17 protein-coding genes, 1 tRNA gene and 2 pseudogenes are annotated in these 15781 nt (G+C 70.8%); 12 read left to right on the top strand and 8 right to left on the bottom strand.

Translation table 11 applies throughout. The features are described 5' to 3' along the window. The first annotated feature begins 49 nt into the window (after positions 1-49). Positions 50-1273, top strand: coding sequence for an MFS transporter (locus ACZ7FF_RS37710; protein ID WP_470818316.1), 1224 nt, complete (start codon positions 50-52; stop codon positions 1271-1273). A gap of 233 nt (positions 1274-1506) precedes the next feature. Here the strand turns inward: ACZ7FF_RS37710 and ACZ7FF_RS37705 are convergent, their stop codons facing one another. Continuing rightward, on the bottom strand, positions 1507-2769 hold the full coding sequence (locus ACZ7FF_RS37705) for a DUF418 domain-containing protein (protein ID WP_470818314.1): 1263 nt from the start codon (positions 2767-2769) through the stop codon (positions 1507-1509). A gap of 284 nt (positions 2770-3053) precedes the next feature. Between ACZ7FF_RS37705 and ACZ7FF_RS37700 the strand changes: the two genes are divergently transcribed. The 6 genes from ACZ7FF_RS37700 to ACZ7FF_RS37675 all read left to right on the top strand — a co-directional run bounded on the left by ACZ7FF_RS37700 (position 3054) and on the right by ACZ7FF_RS37675 (position 8325). Beyond that, positions 3054-3722, top strand: a complete 669-nt coding sequence (locus tag ACZ7FF_RS37700) for a response regulator (protein ID WP_470818312.1) — start codon at positions 3054-3056, stop codon at positions 3720-3722. Next, a complete protein-coding gene (locus ACZ7FF_RS37695; protein ID WP_470818311.1) occupies positions 3719-4831 on the top strand; it encodes a sensor histidine kinase in 1113 nt (370 codons plus the stop codon). The genes ACZ7FF_RS37700 and ACZ7FF_RS37695 overlap by 4 nt, the downstream gene beginning before the upstream one ends. Positions 4832-5046: 215 nt before the next feature. Beyond that, positions 5047-5658 carry a hypothetical protein gene (locus tag ACZ7FF_RS37690; protein ID WP_470818309.1) on the top strand — a complete coding sequence of 204 codons (612 nt, stop codon included), beginning with the start codon at positions 5047-5049 and terminating at the stop codon, positions 5656-5658. Between the two features lie 265 nt (positions 5659-5923). After that, on the top strand, positions 5924-7003 hold the full coding sequence (locus ACZ7FF_RS37685; protein WP_470818307.1) for a PP2C family protein-serine/threonine phosphatase: 1080 nt from the start codon (positions 5924-5926) through the stop codon (positions 7001-7003). 91 nt (positions 7004-7094) lie between these two features. Beyond that, a complete protein-coding gene (locus ACZ7FF_RS37680; protein WP_470818306.1) occupies positions 7095-7589 on the top strand; it encodes a hypothetical protein in 495 nt (164 codons plus the stop codon). 268 nt (positions 7590-7857) lie between these two features. Continuing rightward, positions 7858-8325 carry a lysozyme family protein gene (locus tag ACZ7FF_RS37675; RefSeq protein ID WP_470818305.1) on the top strand — a complete coding sequence of 156 codons (468 nt, stop codon included), beginning with the start codon at positions 7858-7860 and terminating at the stop codon, positions 8323-8325. Between the two features lie 88 nt (positions 8326-8413). Here the strand turns inward: ACZ7FF_RS37675 and ACZ7FF_RS37670 are convergent, their stop codons facing one another. Beyond that, positions 8414-8869, bottom strand: a complete 456-nt coding sequence (locus ACZ7FF_RS37670) for a MarR family winged helix-turn-helix transcriptional regulator (protein ID WP_470818303.1) — start codon at positions 8867-8869, stop codon at positions 8414-8416. Between the two features lie 84 nt (positions 8870-8953). Here ACZ7FF_RS37670 and ACZ7FF_RS37665 point away from each other — a divergent pair, with 84 nt between their 5' ends. The 4 genes from ACZ7FF_RS37665 to ACZ7FF_RS37650 all read left to right on the top strand — a co-directional run bounded on the left by ACZ7FF_RS37665 (position 8954) and on the right by ACZ7FF_RS37650 (position 12408). Beyond that, positions 8954-9520, top strand: a complete 567-nt coding sequence (locus ACZ7FF_RS37665; protein ID WP_470818301.1) for a YbhB/YbcL family Raf kinase inhibitor-like protein — start codon at positions 8954-8956, stop codon at positions 9518-9520. 346 nt (positions 9521-9866) lie between these two features. After that, on the top strand, positions 9867-10553 hold the full coding sequence (locus tag ACZ7FF_RS37660; RefSeq protein ID WP_470818299.1) for an SDR family oxidoreductase: 687 nt from the start codon (positions 9867-9869) through the stop codon (positions 10551-10553). Positions 10554-10598: 45 nt separating this feature from the next. Further along, positions 10599-11357 carry an SDR family oxidoreductase gene (locus ACZ7FF_RS37655; protein ID WP_470818297.1) on the top strand — a complete coding sequence of 253 codons (759 nt, stop codon included), beginning with the start codon at positions 10599-10601 and terminating at the stop codon, positions 11355-11357. A gap of 460 nt (positions 11358-11817) precedes the next feature. Then, positions 11818-12408: a VOC family protein gene (locus ACZ7FF_RS37650; protein WP_470818295.1), complete on the top strand. Its 591-nt coding sequence runs from the start codon at positions 11818-11820 to the stop codon at positions 12406-12408. Between the two features lie 123 nt (positions 12409-12531). On the opposite strand, the gene ACZ7FF_RS37645 is transcribed toward ACZ7FF_RS37650, so the two are convergent. From ACZ7FF_RS37645 to ACZ7FF_RS37635, 3 genes are all read right to left on the bottom strand, one after another. Beyond that, positions 12532-13056, bottom strand: a complete 525-nt coding sequence (locus tag ACZ7FF_RS37645; protein WP_470818293.1) for a MepB family protein — start codon at positions 13054-13056, stop codon at positions 12532-12534. 67 nt (positions 13057-13123) lie between these two features. Continuing rightward, the gene (locus ACZ7FF_RS37640) at positions 13124-13510 is read right to left on the bottom strand and encodes an ArsR/SmtB family transcription factor (protein WP_470818292.1); all 387 of its coding nucleotides are present in this window, start codon (positions 13508-13510) and stop codon (positions 13124-13126) included. A gap of 196 nt (positions 13511-13706) precedes the next feature. Beyond that, entirely contained in the window at positions 13707-14081 is a 375-nt protein-coding gene (locus ACZ7FF_RS37635) for a hypothetical protein (RefSeq protein WP_470818290.1), read from the bottom strand. A 419-nt stretch (positions 14082-14500) separates the two neighbouring features. On the opposite strand from ACZ7FF_RS37635, the pseudogene ACZ7FF_RS37630 reads away from it, so the two are divergent. Then, positions 14501-14865: pseudogene (locus ACZ7FF_RS37630) on the top strand (phytanoyl-CoA dioxygenase family protein); the annotation flags it as partial. 57 nt (positions 14866-14922) lie between these two features. On the opposite strand, the gene ACZ7FF_RS37625 reads toward ACZ7FF_RS37630, so the two are convergent. The 3 genes and pseudogenes from ACZ7FF_RS37625 to ACZ7FF_RS37615 all read right to left on the bottom strand — a co-directional run bounded on the left by ACZ7FF_RS37625 (position 14923) and on the right by ACZ7FF_RS37615 (position 15762). Then, positions 14923-14996: transfer RNA gene (locus tag ACZ7FF_RS37625), tRNA-Met, on the bottom strand. Between the two features lie 51 nt (positions 14997-15047). Continuing rightward, positions 15048-15142: pseudogene (locus ACZ7FF_RS37620) on the bottom strand. Positions 15143-15321: 179 nt separating this feature from the next. Continuing rightward, positions 15322-15762 (bottom strand): VOC family protein, encoded by a 441-nt coding sequence (locus ACZ7FF_RS37615; RefSeq protein WP_470818288.1) that lies wholly within the window; start codon positions 15760-15762, stop codon positions 15322-15324. Between the last annotated feature and the right edge of the window lie 19 nt (positions 15763-15781).

Below are 15781 nucleotides of genomic sequence, written 5' to 3'. Positions count from 1 at the left end.
GGCGTACTCCTGCATTAGGGTGCTCGCTGCGCCGAGCACGAGGGAGATCATGGACACCGCCGCCGAGCCACCGACGACCATCAGCACGCCACTGAGAGTCGCGGCCTTCCGGCGGTTCGTGTCGGCCAACCTCATTTCGGCCACCGGGTCCGCCATGGCACCCCTCGCGCTGGCCTACTCCGTCATCGAGGAGGGTGGCGGAGCCGGCACCCTCGGCCTGGTGCTGGCCACGACCACCGTTCCCACGATCGTGTTCCTCCTCGTGGGCGGCCTCTTCGCGGACCGCCTTTCCCGGAGCCGGATCCTCTTCCTCGGCAACCTGCTGGCGGCGGCCGCGCAGGGCGCCCTGGCCGTCACGGTGGCCACCGGCCATGCGACGACGGCATCGATCGCGGCGTGCGGCTTCGTCTCGGGGACCGCGGCGTCGTTCATCGTGCCCGCGACACAGGGCGCCGTGGCGCAGATCGTCCCGGTGGAGCATCTGCAGCAGGCGAACGCGTTGCTCAGACTGCCGAGCAACGCGGTCAAGGTGCTGGGGCCGGTCGCCGGCGGGATCATCGTCGCCGCCAGCGGCGCGGCGTGGGCCCTGGCCTGGGACGCGTTCACGTTCGCCGCCGCGGCCGTGCTCCTTCTCGGTCTGCGCCTGGACGCCCCGATGAGCAGGACCGGGGGTGTTCTGGCCGACCTGCGGGCCGGCTGGACGGGCTTCTGGTCGCGCACCTGGCTGTGGACCTATACGGCCGCCGGGACACTCCTCGTCGCGGCCTGGCTCGCGGGCTTCCAGCTTCTCGGGCCCCTCGTCGCCGCACAGCGGTACGGCGGCGCGCGCGACTGGGGCATGGTCCAGGCGGCCTTCGCCTGCGGTCTGCTGGCCGGGACCCTCGTGTGCCTGCGCTGGAAGCCGTACCGACTGCTCGGCGTCGCCGTCGCGGCCAGTGCCGCTCTGGCGCTTCCCCTGGCCGCCATGGCCTTCGGACTCCCGCTGCCCGCCGTCCTGTTGGCCGCCCTGTCTGCGGGGATCGGGCTCGACGTCGCGATCGTCGCCTGGACCACCGCGTTTCAACAGCACGTGCCTCAGGCCGAACAGGGCCGCATGAGCGCCTTCAACGGCGTCGGCGAGCGCCTGGCCATCCCCCTCGGCTACCTCATCACCGCCCTTGCGGCCCACTCGTGGAACAGCCAGAGCGTGCTGGTGGCCTGCGCCGGCCTGATCGCCGTCGCCGCCGTCCTCAACCTCTGCGTCCCGGACGTCTATCGCATCAACCGCACCTAGCGGTGGAGCCGCGGGATCCCAGTGATCGATGAGGCTCAGGCGACGGATGCCCTGAACGGATCCGTAGGGATGATCTCCGCTTCGTCGAAGAGCTGTTCCGGCGCCTCGTGCCCGTGGCGCCTGCGGAACTCGATATCGGCGGTAGCCCCGATCGACGACGCCGACGGCTCCCGCGTCGTCGGCGAGGTCAGTCAGCGGGCGCCGTTCCGCCGGGTGGCCGCACGTCGCCGGCGTCATTTGATGTTACGGGCGGGCTGGGTGGCCAGGTGGAGAAGCTGTTCCAGGGGGCCGCGCCGGAACTGCCGGATCCACACCGTCGCCAGCAGCATGGCGGCCGCGATGAAGCTGAACAGCACCGTCAGGGCCGACAGGGTGTTCCCGTCCACCGCGGGCACGTACCAGACGTCGTTGAAGAACCACAGCGCGACGATGTGCAGGACGTACGCGGTCAGCGCCATCATCCCGACGGCGGCGACCGGCGTGGCCAGCCGGGTGAGGCGCGGCATCCGTTCGGCGACGATCAGGCACACGGCGACCACGACGAGGGCGACTCCGGTGTTGCCGACGATGGAGAAGGTGGTCTCGCTGTGCGGTACGGCCACCAGCAGCCAGGCGAGCGGGGGGCGATCGTCGGGCTGGCCGACCGTGTCCGACCACCAGGCGGATGATGCCGAGCCGCCGTGCGTGGCGGAGGCGACGGTGGACAGGGCGTGCGGAACCAGGTGGAGGGCGAGCCAGGACCCGCCGTAGCCCAGCAGGGCGAGCGCCCCGCCGGCGAGCGCGATCCGGGGTCTGACGCCCGGGCGTGTGAGGTCCAGCCGGGCCAACGCCATGCCCGCGATCAGGAAGGGGATCCAGGTGAGCACCGGGTAGGAGCCGGTGAACAGCAGCTCGATGGTGCCGTCCGTGCCGCTGGCGAGGGCCAGCGGATCATGGGCGGTGACGGCGTCCGCCCAGTTCCCGTCCTCGATGGACGCTCTGACCACGTACAGGACCTGGGGCAGGGCCAGCGCGGTCCCGGCGGCGATGAGGGCGAGCGTACCGGCCCGCAGGCGGTACAGCGGGAGCACGGTCAGGAAGAGCACCCCGTAGAAGCTGAGGATCACGTTGACTTCGGTGTTCAGGGCGGTGAGCGCGTAGCCGAGGACCAGGAGCACGACGGCGCGGATCACTATCCGGGCCACCGCCTGACGGCCCGCCCGCCCCGTACGCGGATGCGGGCGTCCGGTGATGATGACCAGGGAGAAGCCGGCGAGCAGCGCGAAGAGTGTCGAGGAACGGCCGCTCGCCGTCTCCAGCATGAACCCCACCGGGCCGCCGACCGTCACATCGGGTCCGACGTGGACGGAGAACATGCCGAAGACCGCGAGTCCGCGGGCCAGGTCGATGCCGACCAGGCGTCCCGTCGAGGGACTGCCGGCGGGAAGGGGGGAACGGCCGCGCTCGGGCGACGGTGACACGCGCGCCGGGTCGACCGAGAGTGCTTGCTGGGCCATGCTCAACAGGTTCACCGGCACGGCTGCCCGAACCAGCCCTTCAGCCTTCCGAAGGCACCCCGTCACTCGGCCGGAACAACCCCCGCCGCTCGGCCGGGACACCCCGCCACGTGGCCGGAACGACCCCCGTCGGTCGGCCGGGGTGACCACCGCCACCTGGCCTGGGCGACCCGGCCGACCGGCTGAGATCATGCCGCCAACCGGTGGGTTTCTTGTGCCGGACGCCTGCGGAGGCCTCCCGCAAGGGTAGGCATGGACGGGGGCCTGTGACGAGCGGAGCGCACGTGATCCGGGTACTGGTGGTCGACGACGAAGCCTTGATCCGTACGGGCTTCACGCACATTCTCAACGCCGCGGACGACATCGATGTCGTCGGGGCGGTGCCCGGTGGCCAGGCGGTCCGCACGGTGCGGGAACTGCAGCCCGACGTCGTCCTGCTCGACATCCGGATGCCGGACGTGGACGGGCTCACCATTCTGACCGAGCTCCGCCGCATGCCCCAGGCCCCGGTGGTCGCCATGCTCACCACGTTCGACGCCGACGAATACGTCGCGACTGCGCTGCGCTCGGGCGCCGCCGGATTCCTGCTCAAGGACACCGACCCCGAGGAACTTCCGCACCTCGTCCGCAAGCTGGCCAGGGGAGGGACGGTGCTGTCGTCCGCGGTCACCCGCCTGGTGGTGGACGGCTACCTCGACCACGGCGTGCGCGAGCCCGCCGCCCTCCGCCTCACCGACCGGCTGACCCGACGCGAGCGCGCGGTGCTCGCCCTCATGGCCGAGGGACTCGCCAACAACGACATCGGCGAAAGGCTGCACCTGAGTACGGGCACCGTCAAAGGTCATGTGACCAACGTGCTCGGCAAACTGCGGGTCAGCAGCCGGGTCCAGGCGGCCCTGATCGCCGAGCGCGCCGGCCTGCTCACTCCGGAACAGGACGAGGGCGCCCGGTGAGCCTGCGAAGGCCGTCGGACCTCCAGCTCGACGTCGGCCTGGTCGCGGTCGCGCTGGCCGACGCATGGGCGCACGTCGGGGTCCGGGACCAACCGGCCGCTGTCTGCGCGCTGATCGGTGCCCTCGCCCTCGCGGTACGCCGCCGCCTGCCCTTGACGACCTTCGCCCTCACCCTCCCCACCGCCCTGGTCACCGACGCGGTGGTCGCTCCCATGGCCGCGCTGTACACGCTCTCCTCGCTCAACCGCCACCGTCTCCTGCTGGGCGGCTGTGCCCTCACCTACGCGGTCATCGACTTCATGCCCTGGCCGTGGTCGTCCCTGGACGCCACCGAACTGTCCCAGACGAACAACCTCTTCCACCTCAGCTACACCCTGGCCACCGCCGCCGCCCCCGTCTTCCTCGGCCAACTCGTCCAGGCCCGACGCGAACTGTCCCTGCGGCTCGACGACATCTCCGAGGCGCGCGAGCACGAACGGCTGCTGACGGCCCAGAGCGTGCTCGCCAAGGAACGCGCCCAGCTCGCACGGGAGATGCACGACGTGGTCTCCCACCAGGTCAGCCTCATCGCCGTACAGGCCGGGGCGCTCCAGGTGGGCAGCCAGGACGCCGGTACGAGAGAGGCCGCGGCCACGATCCGCCGCCTCAGCGTGCAGACCCTGGACGAACTGCGGCACATGGTGAGCGTCCTGCGGGCCTCCGGCAGCAATCCCACGGAGCTCACGCCCCAGCCCTCCCTCGCCGACCTCGAGCGCATGGTCGACGCCAGCGGTATCGAGGCGAAACTGGAGACCGACCTGTCCGACGAGCTTCCGCCTCCGGTGCAGCGCGCCGTGTACCGCACCGTCCAGGAGGCGTTGACCAACGTCCGCAAGCACGCTCCCGGCGCGATCGCGACCGTCCGCATCACGCACCGGGGCGGTGCCCTCTACACCACGATCACCAACACCGCACCCACACGACGCGCGTTGGCCCTGCCGAGCGCCCACCACGGCCTGGTCGGCCTCGCCCAACGAGCCGAACTGCTCGGCGGCACCGTCACGTCCGGCCCCACGGCCCAAGGGGGCTACGAACTCCACCTCGAACTGCCCGTCGACCGGAACCGGTGAGCGTCCCTGCCGGGATCGGCGCCCGGCCGCGGGGGGCGAGGTCAGGCGGCCCGCCGTCGGCGTCCGCGTCGCTGCACGCGCCGGCCGGGTGTCGTACGCGCACCACCCGATCCGGTCACGAACCGTCATAGGGCCACTACTCAGGGGTAGGCGGCCCGTACGCTCATCCGTCACAGCGACACCCGTCACAGCGATATGCACGATCAGGGGGGACCATGAACCGCAGGACACTCGTCTGCGCCGCCGCCGTCATCGCCGTCCTCGGCGCGGGCACCGCCTGCCAGCCGACCAAGACGGCCGGCGGCGGTGGTGGCACCGCAACGTCCGGTGCTGGCGACAAGGGCGGTGGCAGGAAGGCCGTGCCCGAGTTCATCGGCATGGGCCTGCAGTCCGCGCAGGACACCGCGCAGAGGCAGGGCTTCCGCGGTCTGAAGAGTCACGACTCCCTCGGCCGTGACCGCATGCAGATCCTCGACCGGGACTGGAAGGTCTGTTTCCAGAACGTCAGGGCCGGAACGGTCGTCTCCGTGAACACCGAGCTGGACTTCGGCGCCGTCAAGCTGTCCGAGACCTGCCCGGCGCACGACCAGGCCGTCCCCCACGCGGCGGGCGGAGAGATGCCCGACTTCCACGGCAAGAGCGTCAAGGCCGCCCGGGACGCCCTCGACTCCGACACCTCGATCACCGTGCACGACGCGACCGGCGCCGGTCGGCTCGTGCTCGTCGAATCGAACTGGCAGGTCTGCACGCAGCGGCCCGCCGCCGGGAAACTGAACGGGCAGCCGGTCACGCTGGATGCGGTGAAGTTCGGGGAGCACTGTCCGTAGCCTTTGAGCGGAGCACATCCCCCGGCACGGGGGATCCATCGCCGCCTCCACCAGGTGGTGGATCCAGGCCCCGGGGCACGCGGGCGATGCTGAGATCCCAGGCGGGGACGAGTCGCTTGCGGACGTCGCGACTGTGGCGCCTGTGATCTCTCGGACGGTGCCGGCACCATCTGCCGCGGCCCCTCCGCCGCGGACCAGACGACCGCCGTCACAGGAGAGACCCGTGTCCACATCATGGCGCGCACGCCTGTCCCACCCTTGGTGCATGGCGCCCGAGACACTGCGCAAAGGATGCGTGCCCGTCCTCGCCCTCACCGCCGCGGCCATGCTGGACGCCTGGGCCCCCTTCCGTACCCGGTTCGGGCCGGTGCTCGCCGCCGTGCCCGCACTGGCCGCGGCCACCTGCACGGTGGCCGGCATAGTCTGCATGGGGCTGCTCACCGGCTTCGCGGCGAGCCTGATCGCCTGGATGAACGGGTGGCTGATCGACTCCCCGTTCCGGGTGACGATCCTCAGCGTGGTCGCCGTCACCCTCGCGGGCATGTGGGCAGGCGCCGTGCGGCTGCGCCGGGAACAGGAACTGGTCAACGTCAGGCTGATCGCCGAGACGGCACAGCGCGTCGTGCTGCGCCCGGTACCCGAACGGCTCGGACCGGTCCGCCTGCACGGCCTGTACCTCGCCGCGCACCACCAGGCCCGCATCGGGGGAGACGCCTACGAATGCCTCGACACGGCCTTCGGCGTCCGGGTGTTCGTCTCGGACATCCGTGGCAAGGGCCTGCCCGCGGTCGACGCCGCGGCGGCCCTGCTGACCTGTTTCCGTGAAGCGGCCCACACCGAGGCGTCGTTGGACCGGCTGGCGAAACGCCTGGAGGACAGCACGCAACGGCACGTGCGGGCACAGAACACCTTCTCCGAGTGCTTCGCCACCGCGGTGGTGGTGGAGATCCCGGACGAGGAAGTGGTGCGCGTCGTCCGATTCGGCCATCCTCGCCCGCTCCTGCTGCGCCGCGGCGGTCGCGCGCTGCCTCTCACTCCGCCGACGAGCAGCCTTCCGCTGGGCCTCGGCGATCTGGTACCGGGGCACCAGGTGCTGAGTGCCAGGTTCCGTCAGGGGGACCGGATCCTCCTGTACACCGACGGTGTGACCGAATGCCGCGCCGGGGACGGCACGTTCTACCCCTTGGTGCAGCGGCTGCGGGGCTGGAGGGGCCTGACCGGATCGGCCATGCTGGACCGGCTCCGCGAAGACCTCCTGCGCCACGGCAGAGGCCGGCAGCAGGACGACGCGGCCATCCTCCTGCTCGAACGCGTCGACGGCTGCCGGGCCCGGCCCGCAATCTGACCCGGGGCGCCGGTCGCACGGGTTCACCCGGGTAACGTACGGAGCCGCTCGGCGCGGCCGGGGCCGCTGGGGGAGGAGTGAGGGGTTGCCCATGGAGCTGGTACTCGACCCGCCGCGCGGAGTCGCGCCGGTCCTGCTGGGCGCGACGCTCGACGAGGCGCTCGCCGCCGCGGTGCCCCACTGGGGCGAGCCCCGACTGCTGCGGCGCTCGGGCCGCAACTCGGCGATGGCGTCGTGGAACCTCGGCCACGTCGGCGTGCAGGCCCTGGCCGAGGGCGGCAGCCGTGTCACCGCGATCGAACTGTGGTGGCCCGGCGAGGGCCGCCCGTCGAGCACACGCGTACTGCTCGCAGGGGACGAGGTGTTCACCACCCCCGCCGGGGATCTCCTCCGACGCGCCGTCGAGCGGGGCTGGACGGTCGACACGTCCCAGCCCGAGTATCCGGTGGTCCCCGGTGTGGCGCTGGGCTTCACCCGGCAGACCTCCCAGGAGGTCGAGCTGGACGCCGACGGCCTGCCGGTGTGCGTCACCTCGGTCCTGGTGGGCGGCAAGGACTACTACGACCACCGCTACCAGGCTCGGTAGATCATGCCGGCCGCACCAAGGCGAGTCGGGAGAGGCGCAACGGTGCGGCAGGTGTACTGGATTGAGGCCGAGACGCGCGGGCACGTGCACCTGAGGAAGGCCGCCCTGCGGTTCGTCAGGGGGCCGGGCGGCAGGGGAGAGGTGAGTGCGGATGGGCGTGCGACCGACGGAGGCGTCGGGGCCACGGCCCCCTGCGGAGGAGCCCGGTCGGGTCCGGACGCCACCGTTGCGGCCCGGCGGCTACGATCCGGCCGACTACGCCGCGTGCGTGGTGCGCAGTGCCGGGGAGGCCGGGGTGTCGCCCCTGCTGGTCATGACCGTGCTCCACAACGAGGCGTACAAGCCGCACCATCCGCTGCTCGAACGGCTCTGGCAGTGGTGGAAGCCCGGGGCGTCCTTCGGGGTGGCCAACATGCACCGTGCGACGTTCGAACGGGTTCGGCGGACGCACGACCTGGCGGGGCGGTGGCAAGACCTTCGTGACGACCCCGCCTTCGCCATCCATGTGGCGGCCCTTCACCTGAAGGACCTCGACCGAAGCCTTCCGGAACGGCGTGTGCGCCGCTACACCCGCGACGAACTCCTCGCCCTGGGCTACAACACGGGCGAACGCAACATGCGGGCCTTCGCCCGGGGCGTCCCGCCGGGCCCCATGGCACGGTCGTACCTGCGCCGCTTCCGCGCCTACGAGGAGCGGGCCGCCGAAGCCTTGTCGCGATCGAGCGAGGAGTCGTAACTCCTGGGGCAGTCTTGAGACTTGCCGGCCACGGAAATTCAGTGCGTGAGCCGGCGCTGCCCCGGCCCGGTCGGCTCCCCGCCGCTTGTCAGGAGTCGGCGATGTCGCCGAGCAGCGCTGCGGCGCGGGCGATCACGGCGCGGTCTTCGGAGCTCAGGGCGCTGAGCCGCTCCTCGAGCCAGGCGTTGCGCTGTGCCCGGGTGGCGCCGGCGAGTTCGTCGCCCTCCGCGGTGGCGCAGAAGAGCACCTTGCGGCGGTCGCGAGGGTCGCGGCTGCGTACGGCGTACCCGGCCGAGGTGAGGCGGTTCACGGTCTGGCTCATGGAGGCGGGGGAGACCCGGTCGTGCTCGCTGAGTTCGGTGAGGGTCTGGGCCCCGTGCTTGTGGAGCCGGGTGAGCACCTCCAGCGCCACGTCGCCGAGGCCGCCCTCGGGCCGCTCGCTGCGGAAGCGGCGGTAGAGGCGTCCGACGGCGGAGCGCACCTGCACGCCGAGGTCGGCCTCCTCGACCTCGGCCGACTGCGCTTCGGTTGCATGCTTCCCCATGGCTCATTAGTATACCTAAACAGATCTTTCTTGTACCTAAAGAGTGAGTGCGGGACGGATTCAGAGTCAGGAAGAGGCGAAGCAATGCCCGCAAACCCCCTCGGCGTCGCACTGCGCAACCGGCGCGCCGGCCACCACACCCTCGCCTGGGCCCGCCCCGACCTCCAGGCCCCGGAGAACTTCACCCTGACCAGCCCCGCCTTCGACCACGGGGCGCCCATACCGGAGAAGCACCGCGGCAGGGTGTTCGGCGCGAACATCTCACCAGCCCTCAACTGGACGCGGCCGCCCGCAGGCACCGTTGAGCTCGTGCTCATCGTGCAGGATCCCGACGTTCCCTTCGGGAAGTCGGCCACACACGCACTCACCTGGGGCATCGCCCCCTCGCTGGACGCCCTCCCGGAGAACGCCCTCGCCAACCCCAGCCCGGTGCCGGGCATCCGGCACGGGAAAGGCGCTCTCGGCCGCCGCGGCTGGGCTGGACCCATGCCGATCAGGTCACACGGTCCCCACGCCTACGTCTTCCAGCTCTTCGCCCTCGACCGGGTCCCCTCGGTGTCGCGCGGCTCCGGCCTCGACGAGGTGGTCGCCGCCATCGCGGGGCACGTCATCGGGCGTGCCCGGCTGGACGGAACGTACGAGATCCCGTAGCAGTGGCCGGGGCGGCCCCGCAGGAACGGCTGCTCGGCAGAGCCCGCATTTCCGTGGTCGCGGACCCGTCCCCGTCTCGCATGCGTCGCCCCGGCATCCGGTGCAGGCTGGTGGTGGAGGGACTGTTCCGCGCCGGGATCCCGCGTGCGCGCGGACCCGTCCGCCCCGGAACGCGGCCGAAGGTCCGGCCTCGGCCCCAGGGTGACGACGCCACCTGTGCGGCGCAGGCCGGGCGTGGACGGGGTTGGTGTGCCGCGACGCGGTCCGGCAGAGCCGCCCGATCCTCGGATCGTCCCTCGCCCCAGTGCCCGCTGTGCCCGGCGGGCGGCAGCGGGAAGGAAGCGCGATGGAGATCAAAGGATCGACAGCCCTGGTGACAGGGGCCAACCGTGGCATCGGCCGTGCGTTCGTCCGCGCGCTGATCGAGCGGGGCGCTGCCAAGGTCTACGCCGGCGTCCGCGATCCGGCGAGCGTGAGCGACGAGGACGTCTGCGCGTTGCGTCTGGACGTCACCAGGCCGGAAGAGGTCGCGGCGGCGGCCGAGGCCGCCGGTGACGTCACCATCGTGATCAACAACGCCGGCGTCGGCGGTTTCGGGACCAAGCTGCTGACGGGCTCCCTCGACAGCGCGCGCGAGGCGATGGAGATCAACTACTTCGGCACCTGGTCCGTCTCCCGTGCCTTCGCCCCGGTCCTGGCCCGCAACGGCGGCGGCGCACTGGTGAACATGCTGTCCGTCGTCTCCTGGATCTCCCGGCCGGAGTTTCCCGGATACGCGGCCTCCAAGGCGGCCCAGTGGTCGTTGACGGGCGCGCTGCGGGAAGGCCTGCGCGGGCAGGGAACGCTCGTGATCGGCGTCCACGCCGGCTTCGTGGAGACGGATCTCAGCTCCTTCACGGACGCGCCGAAGATCACCGCGGCAGACGTGGCGGAGCAGACCATGGACGCCCTGGCGAACGACCGGGTCGAGGTCCTCGCCGACGAGCGGACCAGGCAGGTCAAGCAGGCCCTCGCCCAGTCACCCGAGCAATGAGGAGACGCCCGGAGGGGATCACGACGCCACCGCACAGGAGGACCCATGAGTGCTGCACCACCTGGGGGACACGGCACAGGCGGTCTGTCCCTGATCGGACAGACCCTCGTCGTCATCGGCGGGAGCGCGGGCATCGGGCTGGCGACCGCACGGCTCGCCCGCGGCCAGGGCGCCTCGGTCGTCCTCACCGGACGTGACCCGGACCGGTTGCGCACCGCGGCCAAGGAGGCCGACGCCCTGAGCACCGCGGCCTTCGACGCCCATGACGCGGTGCAGCTGGAGCGGTTCTTCCAGCAGCTGCGGGGGCCGATCGACCATGTGCTGGTCACCGCGGGAGCCCCGTCGTACGGCCGCCTTCTGGACATGGACGCCGAGCAGGCACGCCGGGCGATCAGCGATCACATGGTGCTCGCACTGGAGGTCGCGCGCCACTGCGCCGGCACCGTACGGCCGGGCGGCACCCTGCTGCTCCTGGGCGGCACGGGGGCCCGCCGGATCCGGGCCGCGCTCGGGGTGGCCCCCGCGGTCACCGCCGCGATGCCCGCGTTCGCGGCCAGCCTCGCGATCGAGCTCGCGCCGGTCCGGGTGAACCTGATCGCCGCGGGCTTCGTGGACACGCCGTTGTCGGCCCGGCTGCTCGGCGACGCACTCGACGCCCGTCGTCAGGAACTGCGCACCACGCTGCCGATCGGCCGCGTGGTCGTACCGGAGGACGTGGCGGCGCTCGCCGTGCACATCATGACCAACACCGCGCTCACGGGTGCGACCTACGACATCGACGGAGGTCAGCAACTCGTCGGCTGAGCGTCATGCCGTGGCGGTCATTCGCCGAGGGCCGCGGTGGCGCGGGGCCGTGTGCCGCTGGCTCGACCGAGGTACGGGGCCGGCCGTGAGCGCGGGACGAGCGCCCGCCCAGCCCATGCTGTGCCGCGCCTCCTGTGCCCGCGATCGGAGCCTCGGGCTCTTCGATCGACGTGACCGCGTGGCGGCTCGGTGGCCGTTCGCGAGCGGACCGGGTGGTGCGTGGTGAGACCGCGCGTCAGCCGCACGTCCGCCATTTCCTGAGCGAGTGCGAGAAGTACGCGGAGCGGAGGGAGATCGACCGTCTTCACCGGTACGCCGGCAAATACCCTGCCGGGGGCGAGTAGTGGTTCTTGGGACCCGCGGTCCGAGGCAGGGACGCCTCCTCGTGCGACACGGCCGTGGCGACGCGACGATGGTGTTCTGCACCATCCAAGGGGGGCCCGATCGAGAGGGTGCGCTCATGAGCGTGAACGACGTCGACATGAAGATGGAAGTGCTCGTCATTCCGGTCTCCGACCTGGACCGGGCGAAGGAGTTCTACGTCCGCCTCGGGTGGCGGCTGGACGAGACGCCGCCCGGGATCGTGCAGTTGACGCCGCACGGTTCCGCGTGCTCGGTCCAGTTCGGCACGGACCTGACATCGGCCGCGCCCGGTTCGGCCAAGGCGTATCTGATCGTCTCCGACATCGAGGGCGCGCGCGCCGCACTGGTCGCCGCCGGCATCGAGGTGAGCGCGCTCTTCCATCTCGGGCCGGACGGACCGGTGGAGGGCCTGGATCCCGATCGGCGCAGCTACTTCTCGCGGGCCACGTTCGCCGATCCCGACGGCAACAGCTGGCTGATGCAGGAGGTCACGACCCGGCTTCCCGGGCGCGTCGATCCCGGCCCGACGTCCTTCGGCTCCCTGACCGATCTGGCGAGAGCGCTGCGGCGCGCGGCCGCCGCCCACGGTGAGCACGAGAAGCGCCTCGGCCAGGAGGACCCGGACTGGCCCGACTGGTACGCCGAGTACATGGTCAGCGAGCAGACGGGCGCCGAACCGCCCAAATAGGGGCGGCGCAGGGCCGATTCATGGCCGGGAAACCTACGGTTCATCGCCACCACCGTCCAACTCGTCGCCGCGTTCGTCGGTTTCCGGTCGTGACGGTGACCGGAGAACGCAAGGACGCGCGGGCTATGGGTGGTAGAGGGCGCGGGCGCGGGCCGGATCGGCGGGTCCGTCCGGGGGCAGGCCGAGGAAGTGGTCCACCTGCCATGTCTGCGTGCAGCGGGCCTGGCGGTTGGTCGTGGTCACCCACGGGGGATAGACGCGGAATCCGCGCTTGCCGCCGGAGCCGTCGCGGGAGACGATGCCGCGCTCGCACAGCACCTCGCGCGGGAACACGAACTGCCCGAAGCCGTCGGCGTCGCGGCTGCTGATGACGACGAGGTCCACCCCGTCTTCGGCGTCGAAGGGGCGGATCGGCCCCTCGTCGGTCCGCTGCCACACGGTGACGAACTGGCCCACCTTGGTCGGCGTGGTCCTGGCCACGCGGAACCGGACCGAGCGGCCGTCGAGGGTGAACGCGTGTGCCGCGTACTCGGCGCTCTCCGGTTCCGGGACCGGCAGCGAGCAGGCGAGACCACTCGGGTCGTACACCAGCGTCTTCGCCGCCAGCAGGTCGTCGTGCAGGCCGGCCCACGGCTGATTCGTCACCATGACGTCATCCTGCCATCGGCGCCGTCCGCCTTCCCGAGGGCGGGTGCACCTCTTCCACCGGCGTCGATCAGCGGGCTCCGGTCTCGACGGAGGTTCTGTCCGCCACCGTTGCCGGCCGCGGGGAGCTGTCGGTCTGCTGCAGTTCGGCGAGGAGCTGGTTCTGGCCGGCGAGCAGCTCGGTGAGGATGCGGCGGGCCGCACGCAGGAGTTCGGCCACGTCTCCGCCGGCGAGCGCGTATCTGACGGTGGAACCCTCGCGCATGGACACGACGATGCCCGCGCGACGCAGGACGGCCAGTTGCTGCGAGAGGCTGGAGGGCTCGATCTCGATGTCGGCGAGCAGGTCCCGCACCGGGACCGGTCCGTGCTGGAGCAGTTCCAGGACCCTGATGCGCGTCGGGTGCCCCAGCATACGGAAGAACTCTGCTTTGGCTTGGTAAAGAGGGACCTGCATAGCGCTCTTCCTGCCTGTCGCGGTGGCCTCTCACGGCGCGGCGGTGTCCCGGGGACGCAGCCGCGCCATGAGCCCTGCCTGTTCATCTTTCTCGGTTCGGGCGGATTCCGTTCATGAATTGTCGTCCTCTCCATGTGATGGCTTGAAGAAGTCTTCAATTTATGAGCATGCGTCAGCCCGGGCCGAATGACAGTCGCTAGACCTCGAGTTGTTCTTCGACCCGCTTGAGCTGGCGGCGTGCCATCGCCAGGTTCGAGTGGCCCTTGTCCAGCACGAGGTAGAGGAACAGGCCGTTGCCGTCGCGGCCGGTCACCAGCCGGATGAGGTGGTACTGGGACCCCAGGGTGATCAGGATGTCCTCGATCTGGCTCTGGAGGCCGAGGTGTTCCATGGTGCGCACCTTGGCGCGGATCACGTCCGTGTTCCCGGCCGCGGCCACCGTCAGGTCCAGGTCCTTGCTCCCACCGAGGGTGCCGAGGGCCATGCCGCTGGTGTAGTCGACGACGGCTGCCCCCAACGCCCCCTCGATCCCCGTCATCATTTCCTTCAGTGCCACTTCCACGCTCGCCATCGGCGCCTCCCCTTGGATGTCGGCTGCGGCGGACCCTGTTCCGGATCTGCCTGTGAGCGCACCGTATGCGCACCGACACCGTGCGAGAGAAGCCTGCCCGAGAACGATATGAAGTGATCGAACGGCGACCCAAGATGGTTGTTGGACGACCAGAGTTGTCGGTTCCCTTTGAGGTCAGAAGGTGACATCCGCGGAGGTCCGCGCGAATCGGGTGAAGTACTCCAGTGCCGCGAAGTCGTCGACCGCCCCGCGGCCGGCCACCCGGTCGATGTCGGCGCCCTGGAGGAGGCGTTTGACCGGGACCTCCGGCTTCTTGCCGGTGCGGGTGTGCGGGATGGCGGGAACCTGGATGATCGTGCAGGTAGCCCGGGCTGACGCCCAGGACCGATCTGCGGTGCTCGGCGGCCAGCTCCCACAGCCGTGCGGGATCGGTCTTCTTCAACCCGGCGCTCTTCCACGCCGCCGGACACAACCGCTCGACCGGCGTCCGGCGCATGGCCAACCTGCCGCAGATCTCCTCCGCCTTCGGGCGCGCGATGGAGACGGTGGACCGCGAGGCGATGGCGGGTGCCCTCTTCCCGGTCCTGCTGCGCCGCAAGGACGAGGGCGCCTGTGAGGACTGGCTATGCCTTCCCCACGAACCTGGACCTCGGATCCGCCGGTCGGCGGTCGCGCACCGCCCTCCCAGGCGGACACCCTGTGGCAGGCCGTGGCCGAGGGCTGGGCCTCCGACCGGCTGCGTCAGGAACTCCAGGCCGGCGTTCAGCGCCGCCGGGGGAAGTGAGTCGTAGGGCGGAGAGCAACGCAGAAGGGGCCCGCGACTGCGAGCCCCTTCTTCTTGTAGCGGGGACAGGATTTGAACCTGCGACCTCTGGGTTATGAGCCCAGCGAGCTACCGAGCTGCTCCACCCCGCGTCGGTGACACCACTCTACACGGTGGATCACGCGGGACTCGCATCGGACGTGCGGAGAGGGCAGGATTTGAACCTGCGTGGGCCCCGAAGGGCCCGACCTCGAGACGTGCTCGTCGGTCCCCGATAAGCCACTCCGGGCACCTCTCCCTGCTCCCGGCCCGTGCTTTCCCGCGCCGTTCACATGAAGAAGAATGGCAGCGCCTCCTGACACACGACTGACGTGCCCCTGATCTGTCCGAGCCGATCAAGTACCCGTGCTCAGGTGCCGAGATGGCCCTCGCGAACATCCTCGTCCGGACCCGACGCCGACCGAGGACACAGGGCGCCTAGCCGATCCGTTCGGCCAGGGCGACGATGATTCCCGAGGGGCCGCGGAGGTTGCAGAGTCGGTAGGTGCTCTCGTACCGCGCCACCTCGCCGAGGAGTTCGGCCCCGTGGCGGCGCAGGCGGGCGATCGTGTCGTCGATGTCGTCGACGGCGAACATGACACGGTGCAGGCCCAGAGTGTTGGGCGGTGGGTTGAGCGGTGCGGCGGTGATCGCCGCGGGGGAGTGGAACTTCGTCAGCTCCAGCCTGCCGTGGCCGTCCGGGACGCGCATCATCGCAATGGCGCTGCGGACCCCGTCGAGGCCGACCGTCCGGTCCGCATAGACTCCCTCGATCTGCGCTTCGCCCTCCAGCTCCATGCCGAGCTCGGTGAAGAAGGCGATGGCGGCCTCCAGGTCGTCGACGACGATGGCCACGTTGTCCATCCGCTGAATCGTCACGGGGTGCTCCTTCCGCGTC

This window comes from Streptomyces sp. NPDC037126, assembly GCF_055605965.1.
This window is presented reverse-complemented; position numbering and strand designations above follow the sequence as displayed.

What these genes read in the sequence shown, in the direction of transcription:
- ACZ7FF_RS37710 (WP_470818316.1), top strand. Translation starts at nt 50, where the DNA reads ATGGACACCGCCGCCGAGCCACCGACGACCATCAGCACGCCACTGAGA.
- ACZ7FF_RS37705 (WP_470818314.1), bottom strand. Translation starts at nt 2,769, where the DNA reads ATGGCCCAGCAAGCACTCTCGGTCGACCCGGCGCGCGTGTCACCGTCG.
- ACZ7FF_RS37690 (WP_470818309.1), top strand. Translation starts at nt 5,047, where the DNA reads ATGAACCGCAGGACACTCGTCTGCGCCGCCGCCGTCATCGCCGTCCTC.
- ACZ7FF_RS37685 (WP_470818307.1), top strand. Translation starts at nt 5,924, where the DNA reads ATGGCGCCCGAGACACTGCGCAAAGGATGCGTGCCCGTCCTCGCCCTC.
- ACZ7FF_RS37680 (WP_470818306.1), top strand. Translation starts at nt 7,095, where the DNA reads ATGGAGCTGGTACTCGACCCGCCGCGCGGAGTCGCGCCGGTCCTGCTG.
- ACZ7FF_RS37670 (WP_470818303.1), bottom strand. Translation starts at nt 8,869, where the DNA reads ATGGGGAAGCATGCAACCGAAGCGCAGTCGGCCGAGGTCGAGGAGGCC.
- ACZ7FF_RS37665 (WP_470818301.1), top strand. Translation starts at nt 8,954, where the DNA reads ATGCCCGCAAACCCCCTCGGCGTCGCACTGCGCAACCGGCGCGCCGGC.
- ACZ7FF_RS37660 (WP_470818299.1), top strand. Translation starts at nt 9,867, where the DNA reads ATGGAGATCAAAGGATCGACAGCCCTGGTGACAGGGGCCAACCGTGGC.
- ACZ7FF_RS37655 (WP_470818297.1), top strand. Translation starts at nt 10,599, where the DNA reads ATGAGTGCTGCACCACCTGGGGGACACGGCACAGGCGGTCTGTCCCTG.
- ACZ7FF_RS37650 (WP_470818295.1), top strand. Translation starts at nt 11,818, where the DNA reads ATGAGCGTGAACGACGTCGACATGAAGATGGAAGTGCTCGTCATTCCG.
- ACZ7FF_RS37645 (WP_470818293.1), bottom strand. Translation starts at nt 13,056, where the DNA reads ATGGTGACGAATCAGCCGTGGGCCGGCCTGCACGACGACCTGCTGGCG.
- ACZ7FF_RS37640 (WP_470818292.1), bottom strand. Translation starts at nt 13,510, where the DNA reads ATGCAGGTCCCTCTTTACCAAGCCAAAGCAGAGTTCTTCCGTATGCTG.
- ACZ7FF_RS37635 (WP_470818290.1), bottom strand. Translation starts at nt 14,081, where the DNA reads ATGGCGAGCGTGGAAGTGGCACTGAAGGAAATGATGACGGGGATCGAG.